This window comes from Delftia sp. ZNC0008, from assembly GCF_000799035.1.
Classification (GTDB): domain Bacteria; phylum Pseudomonadota; class Gammaproteobacteria; order Burkholderiales; family Burkholderiaceae_C; genus Comamonas; species Comamonas tsuruhatensis.
On the sequence record NZ_JTKZ01000654.1, the window covers coordinates 17,228 to 29,769 of the forward strand.

A 12,542-nucleotide genomic window follows, 5' to 3' on the forward strand; every position below is an offset into this window, starting at 1 on the left:
AAATGTCTAATATTCATACTTCAAAAAAGAATATTCTTTGTGTTGTAGGAACTCGCCCGGAAGCTATTAAGATGGCTCCGGTCATCATTGCTCTTAAAAAAGAGCCATGGGCACGGGTCCGCGTATTAGCTACGGCGCAGCATCGCCAGATGCTGGATCAGGTATTGGATTTTTTCGGAGTGAAGCCTGATATTGATTTGAACATAATGCGGCCAAATCAAGCACTGACAGAGCTTACGGGACGTTTGCTCTTGGAGTTGGATGCGGTGCTTAAAGAAGAGAAGCCAGACGTTGTATTAGTTCAAGGGGATACCACTACGGTAATGACTGTGGCTTTGGCTTGTTTTTATCATAGGGTTCCGATTGGTCATGTTGAAGCTGGTTTGCGTACATGGGATATGCAGAACCCCTTCCCAGAGGAAGCAAATCGTGTAATTGCTGGAAAACTTGCTCGTTGGCATTTCGCTCCAACAGAAGAATCAAGAAAGAATCTTCTTAGGGATGGGATTGTGGATAAGGATATTATCGTGACCGGCAATACGGTCATAGATGCACTGTTAGCAACTGCTGAAAAGAAATTTGAGCTAGATTTGCCGTTAGACCCTGAAAAACGTCTTGTGCTTGTTACTTCACATCGTAGAGAAAATTTTGGTGAACCATTTAGGAGTATTTGTCGTGCGTTGAAGGAATTGGCTCGGAAGAATCCTGAGATTCAATTTCTTTATCCTGTTCACCCAAATCCAAATGTAAAGAATGTGGCTTACGAGTTTTTGAGTCAAGAACCCAACTTCCTTCTTTGCGAGCCTTTGGATTACGCACCTTTTGTTGCAGCAATGAAGAGATCAGTCCTGATCTTGACCGATTCCGGAGGCGTTCAGGAAGAGGCTCCTGCACTTGGCAAGCCTGTACTTGTATTGCGCGAGGAAACAGAACGCCCTGAAGCAGTTGCTGAAGGAGTTGTGGAATTGGTGGGATCTGATAGTGAGCATATTGTTCAAAGAGTGCAGTGCTTGCTAGATGATGAAGCGGAATACAAGAAAATGGCACGAGGTGTTTCTCCATACGGAGATGGAAAGGCCGCTGAAAGAATAGTTGCCGTTCTGAGAGAGCAAGCTTAGTGAAAGTATTGCTTATTGCATATGAGTTTCCTCCAATATTGGCTGCCCAGGCATTGCGTTGGTTTTATTTATCCAATGAGCTGGCCGATATTGGTGTAGACATCCATGTCGTATGTCCAGATATTTCGACAGAAAACGCGTTTCCCATGGATATGGATGCGCGTATTACTATCCATCGAGTCTGGCCAGGGCCTTTTATCGGATTTAGCCAGAGATTGGCAGGAAATGTCTGGAGAAATAGTAAAGCTGAGAATGGCAGAAATGCGTCAAAGCCATCTCGGCTATTTCAGGCTTATCGAATAGTTCGATCGATTTTGAATGCTATTTTTTATCCGGATGTAAGGTCTGAATGGTATCCTTTCGCACTTCGAAAGATAAAGAAGTTGTTGAGGGATGAAAAATTCGATGCCGTAATAAGCTCACATGAGCCGGGTGTTGATATTTTTGTTGGAAATTATGCTCGTAAGTTGGGAATTCCTTGGGTTATTGACATGGGTGATCCATTGCTAACCCCATACTCGCCAAAATGGAGGCGCGGAATTGATCTGAAAGTGGAGCGAAAGGTTATTCACTCAGCCTCTTCCATCTGGGTAACGGCTGGCAGTGTGTTGGATTTGTTGATAAGTCGTCATGGTGCCAGTGTCGAGAGAAAAATATCAGTATTGCCTCAAGGTTTTTCGTATAGGCGAGTAGGTCGGAAAACTAAAGAAAGTGAACAACGCTTTCTTCTGGTGTTTACAGGAAATTTCTACAGAGATTTCAGGAATCCGATAGAGTTGGCAAAGGCACTTGTTGGATTGCAGGATCTAGAAATATCTTTTGTCATTGCTGGGGATAATTCTGAATTTGAGCCCATGTTTCAAGGGATTTTTGGTGTTGAGTTTGCTGGGAAAAAAAGTCATTTTGAGTGCCTTGAGTTGCAAAGAAAGGCAGATGTACTAGTGAATATTGGAAATGTCCAAAGCTACCAGATTCCAGGAAAAATATATGAATATCTTGGTGCTGAGAAGGCCATACTACACATAAAGACTGCTGAAGGTTTTGACCCAAGTGTCGAACTTTTGGAAGAGACAGGTTCAGGGATTGTTGTGAAAAATTGCAGCAGACAAATTGAGGCTGTGCTAAGAGATATGTATAGGCAATGGGCAGATAATCCAGAGCAACTGACTGATGGAAGAAAAGAGGATGTTATTAAGGCTCATTCTTGGAGTCATCGAGCTCGTACTTGTAAGGAGCTGTTGAAAGAAATATTGCATTGACACTGATCGCTCTGATAGGGTAATAGATTTTTAATATATTCTGGTGTCAGATAATGCTCTTATGAGACTTGATGTAATTTTTGCCGCTGATGCGCTTCGCCCACCACTGACTGGTATCGGGCGATATACCTATGAGCTGGCGAAGCGGCTGGGTTGTCATGAGCGTATTGATAGATTGCGGTATTTTTCTTCCGGGCGATGGGTTGATGATCCCATGGCTGCTTTGGAAACCACCGCCCCTTTGAAATTATCCGTAACTAAGACCAAAGCGGCTTTGCGGGATAGGGTTGCGGGGAGTAGATTGGCTGTTCGTTTATACAAAAGGATCACCCCTGCTCTTTTTGGATGGCGGCTGCGTGGAAATGACGGGTGTGTATATCATTCACCTAATTATATTGTTCCGAATTTCAGTGGTAGGACTGTAAGCACAATACACGATCTCTCTCATATCGTTTATCCGAATTTTCATCCCCAGGCCCGTGTTGAATATATGAATATGGCTTTGGGTGAAAGTTTGGCGAGGACAGATCATGTAATTACGGTATCCGAGACTGTTCGCCAGGAAGTGCTGGCTCATGGATTGATGTCGCCAGAACAAGTGACCGCTATACATTTGGCGGCGGGTAATGATTTCCGACCTCATACATCAGAGATGCTAGACTCTGTACTTAATGCTTTGGGGCTTAAGTCTGGGAGGTATAGCCTATTTGTCGGTACCATAGAGCCACGGAAAAATATCCAACGCCTTGTTGAGGCATATGGAATGCTACCCAAAGAGGTGCGGCACAATTGGCCTTTGGTGATTGCCGGGGGAAATGGCTGGAACTCTAGTGCGATTCACTTGTGCCTTGCAAAAGCACAAGCCCAAGGCTGGTTGCAATATATATCCTATGTCGACCAAAGCTGGCTTCCGGCATTGTATGCGGGGGCGCGGCTGATGGCCTATCCATCACTTTATGAAGGTTTTGGATTACCTATTGTAGAAGCAATGGCGAGTGGAACTCCTGTGCTCACATCCAACGTTTCCTGCATGCCAGAGATTGCCGGAGGTGCCGCTAGGCTGGTGAATCCCTTGAATCTGGAGGAAATCTCGTATGGCCTTCAGACCTGCCTGACTGATGAGCATTGGCAAAGGCAGGCGCGAACCTTAGGGTTGGTGCGATCTGGTCAAATGTCTTGGGATCAATGCTCCGAGCGAACAATAGAAATCTATGCCAAAGTAGCTCAATTGGTTCGATAAATCAGCGGGAGGTTTGAAGTGGATTTCGCCTATCTCTGCCATGTGCAATACTCAGTAATGAAGATACAGCTACATATCTCACTGCATTGCCCCATGATCTGAAGATTTTCGATCGATTGACTTTCGCAGTATGTAGTGGCAGAGCGATCTCTGTAACTTGTAGTCCCTGCCTGCGCATAAGCAGCAGCGTGCCGATGTCTTGATAGTCAAGCATTGTGGCCTCCGTAGAGGCTGCTACCTCCAATGCTTGGCGGTTGTACAACCGGAAACCGGACACAAAATCCCGCAGTCCAAACCCCGTCAACCAGCGAAACCACTGCCACGCGATGCGGCGCACCAGGCTGTTGCGCTCGGCGAAGTAGGCTACGACCATGTCCGCCTGCTGGCGTTGTGCCAGCAACGTGGGCAGCTCCTCCACCTCATAGCGACCTTCGGCGTCGATGGTGACGACGGTCTGGAATCCATGTGTCTGCGCGTAGCGCAGGCCCGTCTGCAGGCTGCCCCAGTTCGTCATGGCCAGCAAGGGGCGCAGCACTCGTGCGCCGCATTGCTCTGCTTCATGGCAGGTGGCGTCGGTACTGCGGTTGTCCACGACGAGCACGCTGGCCTCTACCAATGCATGCACGCGGCGTATCAGGTGCGCAATCTCGGCCTCGTTGTTGTGCGTGGAAATGACAACCAACAAGTCCTCGCGCGCTCTTGCAGGGCGGGTGTCAGGCGCGAGGCTGCGGTAGTGGCGCGCCACGCTGCGTTCACAAGGGCCGATGCTGAAAAACCGATGCAAGGCCTTGTGGCCCGATTGGCCCAGTCGTTGCCTGAGGGCCGTGTCGTGCTGCAGGCGAGCAATGCTGCTGCGCCAGGCATCAATGTCTTCAAACGGTACATGCAGGCCGGCGTGCGAGTGGGCTACCACCCAGGGCATGCCCGAACCGGGAAGGTCGGTGACCAGGCAGGGCCTGCCGTGCAGCATGGCCTCCAGCAATACTATGCCGAAAGCTTCCGTGCGTTCGCGCGAGGCAAGGCAGAAGATGTCGCACCCTGCGAACAAGGCATGTTTTTCCTCGTCCGAGACCGAGCCCACCAGTCGCACGCAGGCCTGTCTGCCCTCTGGAGTGCATTGGCGTATCAGCTCTTGCAGGGATGCTCGCAGCTCGCCTTCTCCCGCAATCAGCAACTCCACGCCAGGCATGGCCGAGACGGCTCGGATCAAGGTCTCGAAGCCTTTGTAGTAGGTCAATCGGCCGATGGACAACAGGCGCAGCCGGGTGTCGGGGCGCCAGCCTTGGCCGTGCTGCAGCGGTGCTGGTGCGGGAATGGTTTCGAGGTTCAGGCCCAGCGGAACGATCTCGCATTTGCTGCGCCAGGTACGCAGGGCATTGCTGGCCTCAAGATAGGGTGGCGACGTTGCGAATACCTGTTGGGCGCGTTCCAGCAAGGCCTGCTCGAACGGCCGGTACAGCATGTAGGCCAATGCCACGGACCACTTGATGTTGGACACCACCACATCGGAGTGCCAGTGGATGACCCAGGGCACGCGCCGCGCGATGGGCAGGGTCAGTGCCCAAAGCGCCGAGTTGTTGGGCAGATGCAGGTGCAGTACGTCGGGCTGAATGCGTTCGATGGCGCGGCCCAGTGCGCGCCGGAATCCCATGGCCATGGGGGCATAGACCAGATTGAATTGAACGGGCACGCGTTCCAGCCAGGCGGGATCATCTGGCTCCGGATCACCATGGACCAGGGCATGGGCATCGACACCCTGGCGTCGTTGCTCGTGTATCAGGTCGGCCAGAAAGACTTCCATGCCGCCCCGGTAGGGAGGGAAGAATTTACCGACGTGAAGTATGCGCAGGGCCATGGCGGACAGCGCCTACTTCGTCGTCTGAGGCTTTGCGGTAGCCGGGCTCAGCTGATTGCGGACCTGCCGGTACTGCGGATTCTGTGGCTCCAGGCGTATTGCCTGATCCAGACTCTTCAGTGCTTCCGGCAGGTTGCCCAGGCCGTGATAGGCCATTGCACGCCCGTAGAAAGCGGGCGCGCTGGGGCTGCGAGCAACCAGTGGTTCCAGCAGCTCTTTGGCTTGAGCGCTATCACCCTGGCCGACAAGGGCCAGCCCCAATCCGACGATCAGGCGAGGGGCGTTTGGCGAGGTCTGCAGCAGAGTTCGGAAGTCGTCGGCTGCAACTTTGTATTGCTGCGCACCTATGGCCGCCTCTGCGCGTTTCAGGCGCAGCGTCTGCTCCATTTGCTTGGCGTTGGCACTGTCTTCAGTGGGCTCGCCCAGGGCGCGCGAGTATTCCTCGAATGCTGCGCGCAACTGGCCTGTGGCCATCAACGCTTCGGCTTTCTGGTAGTACAGGGCTTGGCCATTGAAGCCTTTGGCCTGGGCTGCGGCAAAGGCATTGAGGGCTTCGGGGAATTTCTTTTGCTGGGACAGAACGGCACCCATATTGAACAGCGCATTACCGCCCAAGTCTCCAAGTGCGTTGGCCGTGGCGAAGTCTTGCAGCGCCTGGTCGAGCATGCCCTTGTCTGCGTGTGCTGTTCCTACGTTCAGGAAGGCACGGCCACGTCCCACGGCATTGGCGGGGGCTTTTTTGTCGATTTTTTCAGCGGCATCGGCCCAGGATGTGCCTGCATCCTGCAGAGAGAGCACGCGTTCGAAAGCGAGGGCTCCGAACACCACGCCGATGACGATGCCGACGATGTAGATGGTGCGTGGCTTGACCCCCGTCAGCGCAATGGCCGCCAATCCCGGGATGGCCACAGCCCACAGATAGCTGCGATACAGAACGAAGGGGTCCTGCAGCCAGACCGTGGCGAATTCGGTCGCATACCAGAGCAGGGGAAACAGGAGGCAGAGCGCGACCAAGCCAATGACACCGGGACGCCTAAGCACGGCCCAGATTGAGCAGGCCAGCAGGGCCAGGTAACCGAGCGCGCCGGCTAGGTGCCAGATCGAGCCGAAGCCGAGAGGAAATGCCGGTCTCAGGTCGATGGACATCCAGCCCACATAGGGAACGATCCACAGAAAGCCATAGGCAAAAAACAGGGCCGCTTCATTGAGGATGCTCAGGGGATAGATCTGTGAGGTGATCCCGGGCCGAAGGGCTTCCAATTGCCTTGCATAGCCTTGGGATTGCTCGTCGAAAATCTGGCCCACCAGACTGCCGAAGAAATGAAAGACTGCCGCCGAGGCAACGGCCAGCAGCAGCAAGGCCATTCCCACAATGACCATGGCAGCCTTCAGGCCGGGGCGCTGCACAAAGATATAGAGCGGCACCACCATGGCGACCGTCAGAAAGGCATGCTCCTTGGACAGGATGGCGAGCACATAGCAGATCAATGCCGCGATATGCCAGAGGGCTCGCCCGCCCTGAAGCCCGCGCACAAAGGCCCAGCATGCCATAACGGCAAAGAAGGTTGCCATGACGATGGATCGCTGCACCAGGTATCCAACGGCGTAGACCGCGACAGGGTTGAGCGCGAAAAGGACCAAGCCCAGTTGCAGGGCTGCATCGCGCGACGCGTGGAAGTGGGGTTGCTCCTCGATGTCGTGCGGAAAGCGCGTCTGTGTCAGCAGTGCCTTGAACAATGCATAGAGAGCCGCCACGGTCGCGAGATGCAAGGCGATATTGAAGACGCGCTGCTTCCACCAGCCGTCTCCGAAAATCTGTTCGATCCAGACGAAGCTGCCATACGACAGCGTGCGCTGCTTGAAGTCCAACAGGCTGCCATAGTTGCCGAAAATCGTTCCATCCGTCAGACGCATATCGTCGAACAGCAGCCCGTTGTTCAGGCCGGGCAGATACACCCCCAATATGGCCAGCAAAAGAAGGGCACTGAACCAGTAAATCGCTTTGGAGGGGGCAGCCATTGCTTCTTGTCTTGTCTCGGATGTGGCGGAACTTGGAATGGTGGGCCGGGAAATGGCCGCTCTTGGGAAGAGCGCAGGCAGTTTACCAGCCGAGCAACCCGCTACCGCAGCCTGCTGCGCCGGTTTGACGTGAGTGTTGTGAGAAGGACCGAGATGAAAAAAGCCCCATGCTGCGTCAGGCGCGGCATGGGGCCGGGAGGCCATCAGATGGGCGTGGACGCCCCTGGCATTTTGCTTACAGGCCAGCCGCAGCACGCAGCGCCGCTGCCTTGTCCGTCCGCTCCCAGGTGAACTCGGGCTCTTCACGGCCGAAGTGGCCATAGGCAGCGGTCTTGCTGTAGATGGGGCGCAGCAGGTCCAGCATCTGGATGATGCCCTTGGGACGCAGGTCGAAGTGGGCGGCCACCAGCTTGGCGATCTCGGCGTCGGGGATGACGCCCGTGCCTTCGGTGTAGACCGTGATGTTCATCGGGCGTGCCACGCCGATGGCGTAGGCCACCTGGATCTGGCACTGGCGCGCCAGGCCGGCGGCCACGATGTTCTTGGCCACGTAGCGCGCGGCGTAGGCGGCGCTACGGTCCACCTTGGTTGGGTCCTTGCCGCTGAAGGCGCCGCCGCCATGGGGGCAGGCACCGCCGTAGGTGTCGACGATGATCTTGCGGCCGGTCAGGCCGCAGTCACCCTGGGGGCCGCCCACGACGAAGCGGCCCGTGGGGTTGATCAGGTACTTGGTGTCCTGCAGCCACTCGGAGGGCAGCACGGGCTTGATGATTTCCTCGATGATGGCTTCGGTGAAGCTGGACTTCATCCTGGTGGCCGATTCCGACTGGTCGGGGCTGTGCTGGGTGGACAGCACCACGGTGTCGATGCTGTGGGGCTTGCCGTCCACGTAGCGCATGGTCACCTGGCTCTTGGCGTCAGGACGCAGGAAGGGCAGGCGGCCGTCCTTGCGCAGCTGGGCCTGGCGCTCGACGAGGCGGTGCGCGTAGTAGATGGGCGCGGGCATCAGCTCGGGTGTCTCGTCGCAGGCGTAGCCGAACATCAGGCCCTGGTCGCCGGCGCCGGTGTTGAGCTCGTCATCGCTGGCCTTGTCCACGCCCTGGGCGATGTCCTGGCTCTGCTTGTCGTAGGCCACGAGCACGGCGCAGCCCTTGTAATCGATGCCGTAGTCGGTGTTGTCGTAGCCGATGCGCTTGATGGTGTCGCGTGCGACCTGGATGTAGTCGACGTTGGCGCCCGTGGTGATCTCACCTGCCAAAACCACCAGGCCCGTGTTGGTCAGTGTCTCGGCCGCCACGCGGCTGTACGGGTCTTGGGCGAAAATGGCGTCCAGGATCGCGTCAGAGATCTGGTCGGCCACCTTGTCCGGATGGCCTTCAGAGACGGATTCCGAGGTGAAAAGAAAATCGTTCGCCATGTGAATAAACTCCTTGGTTGCAGCTTTTTTTGATGGGCGTTGCCCAAGCTGCAGGAGCCCTGGCGAACGCTTTAGCAGACTTGTTTTACGTCGCTCTGCAAGTTGCTCAGTTAACTCAGCGACCCGCACATTTTAATGCCTTCCTTGTTCCGACTGTTTGCTGCACTGCCTTTGTGGCTATTGCACCCCCTTGGCGCGCTCATCGGCTGGGTGGCTTTCGTGGCCTCCGGCACGTACCGGCGCCGCTTTCTGGCCAATGCCCGCCAGGCCGGCTACGGCTTCGTCGCCGTGGCGCCGGCCGTGGGGCACGCGGGGCGCATGGTGGCGGAACTGCCGCGCATGTGGATGGGCAGGCAGCCGAGCTGCCAGATGCACAACGAGGAATGCGTGCGCCGGGCCTACGCTGCCGGGCGCGGAATCATCTTTCTGACGCCCCACCTGGGCTGCTTCGAGCTGTCGGTGCAGCATGCGGCACGGCAATGGTCGGCCGAGCATGGCGAGATCACCATTCTTTACCGGCCCGCGCGCCAGCCCTGGCTGGCCCGCGTCATGGAGACGGCGCGCAACCGCCCCGGCGTGCAGGCCGTGCCGACCACGCTGGCTGGCGTGCGCCAGATGATCAAGGCGTTGCGCAAGGGCATGGCCGTGGGGCTGCTGCCCGACCAGGTTCCGCCCGAGGGGCAGGGCGTCTGGTTGCCGTTCTTCGGCCGTGATGCCTATACGATGACGCTGGCGGCGCGCCTGGCGTTGCAGACGGGGGCCGCGGTGATCGTGGCCCGTTGTGAGCGCTTGTCCTGGGGGCGGGGCTATGCGCTGTATCTTGAGGAGTTGCCCGTGCCCTTGTCCGAGAATCTGGAAGCTGCGGTGCAGCAGATCAACGAGGCGATGGAACACACCATCCGCCAATGCCCGCAGCAGTACCTGTGGGGCTATGCGCGCTACAAGCAGCCGCGCCGTGAAGCAGCTGCCGGCGAGGTGGGTGCATGAGCGGGCGCATCGGCGTGTGGCTGATGCGGTCGCTGGCGTGGATGCCGCTGCCGTGGCTGCGGGGGCTGGGTGCGTTTCTGGGGCGGCTGCTGTTCGTGCTGGCCGCGCCGCGCCGCAAGGTGGCGCTGCGCAATCTGGCGATGTGCTTTCCCGAGCTGACCGAGGCGCAGCGCGTGGATCTGGCGCGCCGCAACTTCATCGTCTTTTGCCAGACCTGGCTGGACCGCAGCTGGCTGTGGGCGGCGCCGCGCGAGGTGGTGGCCGAGCGCGTGAAGCTGCAGGGTGCCGTGCATGAGCTCGATGGCGACACCCCGACCATCCTGTTCGCGCCGCATTTCTACAGCATGGACGCGGGCGGGCTGGCCTTGCCGCTGCACACCACCCGGCCCTTCACCTCGATCTTCTCCACCCATCCGGACCCGGCGGTCGATGAGTGGTTCATGTCGGGGCGCCAGCGCTTTGGCGACGTGCGCATGCTCAACCGCGCCGACGGGGTCAAGCCCATCATCTCCAGCCTGCGCAAGGGCGGTTTGCTGTACCTTTTGCCCGACATGGACTTCGGTCGCAACGACTCGGTCTTCGTGCCTTTCTTCGGCGTGAACGCGGCCACCATTCCCTCGCTGTCGCGCTTCGCGCGCCTGGGCCGGGCCAAGGTGCTGGGCATGTACACGCGCATGACGCCCACGGGCTATGTGGCCGAGATCACGCCGGCCTGGACGGATTTCCCCACCGACGATGTCGAGGCCGATACGGCCCGCATGAACCGTGAGCTGGAGGCGGCCATCCGCACCATGCCCGACCAGTACTACTGGGTGCACAGGCGCTTCAAGACCCGGCCCGAAGGCGAGTCTTCGGTCTACTGAAGGGGGCGGGACAGGAACTGCTCCAGCGCTTGCCGCACCGCATCGGGCTGCTCGTGCACGACCCAGTGCGAGGTGCCGGCCAGGTGCTGCACCGTCAGGCGCGGCACCCACGGCTCCAGGCCTTCGACCAGGGCGGGCTGCAGCGCCGGGTCGCTGTCGCCCCAGAGCACATGCGTGGGCACGCCGATGTCCAGCATCTCGGGCGGCAGCCTCAGGTTGCGCAGTGCGTCGGCTGAGGCCGGATCTTCGGGCCGGGGCGGCACCAGGGGACTGGCGCCATAGTAGTGGCAGGAGCCTTGCACGCCCAGGTCCCAGTGCTCGCGGTAGCGCTGCTGCAACTGCGGCGTGAGCCATCCGGGCAACTCGCCCTGCGGCGTGCGGAAAAAGCCCAGCATGCGCTGCCAGTCGTTCGCGGCCAGCAGGGTGGGCGCATCAGGTCGGCGCAGAAAATGCATGTACTGGCTTGCGGCCTGCTGCACGGGATTGTGCAGCAGTTCGCGCAGAAAGGCGCCCGGATGCGGGGCGTTGAGGATCATCAGCCGCTGCATCAGCCCGGGATGGCGGTTGGCCAGACCCCAGGCCAGGGCACCGCCCCAGTCGTGGGCGATCACGCAGGCTGCGGGTGCGCCAGGGCTTTCGATGGCGATCAGCGCCGCCAGATCCTGCAGCAGGTGCTTGGCCTTGTACTGCTCCACACCGGCCGGCTGGCTGGAACGGCCAAAGCCCCGCAGATCGGGGGCGACGCAACGCCATTGCGTGCCGAACTGCTCCAGCATGCCTTCCCAGATGAAGCTGCCTTCAGGAAAGCCGTGCAGGAACAGCAGCAGTGGCTGGCCGGGTTCGCCGCTGACGCGGCAGTGCAGATGGATGCCGTGAGGCAGCTCGCGAATGCAGGTGGTCACCATGTTGCGCTCCTTGCGGGGCGCTGGCTACACGAGCGCCTCCAGGCGCTAATCTTGGGGGCTGTCGGTCGCGGCGGGCGTCGCAGTTGCGACGTTCGTGACGTTCGCGACGTCGGAGGGCCCGTCCGTGGCCGCCGGCGGATTCAGGCCTTCGGGATGGCTCCAGTGCCACAGCAGCTGGGCCACCTCGTCCACGCCCTGCTTCTTGAGCGCGGAGAACATGCGCACTTCGCCACCACCGGCGTTGAGCCGCGTGATGGACAGTACCTTGGCCTGCTCGGCGCGCGTGAGCTTGTCGGCCTTGGTCAGCAGCACGAGGAATTTCAGGCCTTCCTGCACGCGCGGGCGCATGGCGTCGAGCAGGGCTTCGTCCAGCTCCGTCAGGCCCAGGCGCGGATCGCACAGCAGCACGATGGCCGACAGGCTCTCGCGGCTGACCAGATAGTTCAGCATCACGCGCTGCCAGCGCTGCTTGTCCGTGCGCGAGACGGCGGCATAGCCGTAGCCGGGCAGGTCGGCCAGCACGGCGTCGGTCACGCCCTGCTTGCCCAGGGAAAACAGGTTGATGTGCTGCGTGCGGCCAGGCTTCTTGGAGGCGAAGGCCAGCTGCTTTTGCTGCGTCAGCGTGTTGATGCAGGTGGACTTGCCGGCGTTGGAGCGGCCCACGAACGCGATCTCGGGCACATCGACCTTGGGAAGATGGTGCAACTGCGCAGCCGTCGTCAAAAAGCGCGCCGTGTGCATCCAGCCCATGGCCAGCTTGGGATCGATCAGGGAGGAAGTGGGGGCGGCATCGCCAGCCGGCGCAGCAGGATTCATGGTGTGGTCAGTCTCTCGGGGCCTCATTGTAGGTTCCCCCATGGAACCGGCGCGCCCAGCGGG

At 58.5% G+C, this 12,542-nt stretch carries 10 protein-coding genes; 5 read left to right on the forward strand and 5 right to left on the reverse strand.

What is annotated here, in order from left to right; translation table 11 throughout:
• The first annotated feature begins 2 nt into the window (after nucleotides 1–2).
• The 3 genes from wecB (at nucleotide 3) to L995_RS33945 (ending at nucleotide 3,617) form a co-directional block, all read left to right on the forward strand.
• Nucleotides 3–1,118, forward strand: coding sequence for a non-hydrolyzing UDP-N-acetylglucosamine 2-epimerase (wecB, locus tag L995_RS21270; protein WP_047473535.1), 1,116 nt, complete (start codon nucleotides 3–5; stop codon nucleotides 1,116–1,118).
• Nucleotides 1,118–2,377, forward strand: coding sequence for a glycosyltransferase (locus L995_RS32215; protein ID WP_082001597.1), 1,260 nt, complete (start codon nucleotides 1,118–1,120; stop codon nucleotides 2,375–2,377). The genes wecB and L995_RS32215 overlap by 1 nt, the downstream gene beginning before the upstream one ends.
• Nucleotides 2,378–2,438: 61 nt before the next feature.
• A complete protein-coding gene (locus L995_RS33945; RefSeq protein ID WP_047473536.1) occupies nucleotides 2,439–3,617 on the forward strand; it encodes a glycosyltransferase family 4 protein in 1,179 nt (392 codons plus the stop codon).
• Between the two features lies 1 nt (nucleotide 3,618).
• Here L995_RS33945 and L995_RS21280 read toward each other — a convergent pair whose 3' ends face one another.
• The 3 genes from L995_RS21280 to metK all read right to left on the reverse strand — a co-directional run bounded on the left by L995_RS21280 (nucleotide 3,619) and on the right by metK (nucleotide 8,908).
• Entirely contained in the window at nucleotides 3,619–5,472 is a 1,854-nt protein-coding gene (locus tag L995_RS21280) for a glycosyltransferase (protein WP_047473537.1), read from the reverse strand.
• Between the two features lie 12 nt (nucleotides 5,473–5,484).
• Nucleotides 5,485–7,491, reverse strand: a complete 2,007-nt coding sequence (locus L995_RS21285; protein ID WP_047473538.1) for a tetratricopeptide repeat protein — start codon at nucleotides 7,489–7,491, stop codon at nucleotides 5,485–5,487.
• A 235-nt stretch (nucleotides 7,492–7,726) separates the two neighbouring features.
• Entirely contained in the window at nucleotides 7,727–8,908 is a 1,182-nt protein-coding gene (metK, locus tag L995_RS21290; protein ID WP_017403953.1) for a methionine adenosyltransferase, read from the reverse strand.
• A 135-nt stretch (nucleotides 8,909–9,043) separates the two neighbouring features.
• Here metK and L995_RS21295 point away from each other — a divergent pair, with 135 nt between their 5' ends.
• Both L995_RS21295 and L995_RS21300 read left to right on the forward strand, forming a co-directional pair.
• Nucleotides 9,044–9,895, forward strand: coding sequence for a lysophospholipid acyltransferase family protein (locus L995_RS21295; RefSeq protein WP_047473540.1), 852 nt, complete (start codon nucleotides 9,044–9,046; stop codon nucleotides 9,893–9,895).
• On the forward strand, nucleotides 9,892–10,758 hold the full coding sequence (locus L995_RS21300; RefSeq protein ID WP_047473546.1) for a lysophospholipid acyltransferase family protein: 867 nt from the start codon (nucleotides 9,892–9,894) through the stop codon (nucleotides 10,756–10,758). The genes L995_RS21295 and L995_RS21300 overlap by 4 nt, the downstream gene beginning before the upstream one ends.
• Here the strand turns inward: L995_RS21300 and L995_RS21305 are convergent.
• Nucleotides 10,752–11,663, reverse strand: coding sequence for an alpha/beta fold hydrolase (locus L995_RS21305; protein ID WP_047473548.1), 912 nt, complete (start codon nucleotides 11,661–11,663; stop codon nucleotides 10,752–10,754). The two genes, L995_RS21300 and L995_RS21305, sit on opposite strands and share 7 nt — an antisense overlap.
• 45 nt (nucleotides 11,664–11,708) lie before the next feature.
• Complete coding sequence (yihA, locus tag L995_RS21310; protein ID WP_047473552.1) at nucleotides 11,709–12,479, reverse strand: ribosome biogenesis GTP-binding protein YihA/YsxC; 771 nt, start codon at nucleotides 12,477–12,479, stop codon at nucleotides 11,709–11,711.
• Between the last annotated feature and the right edge of the window lie 63 nt (nucleotides 12,480–12,542).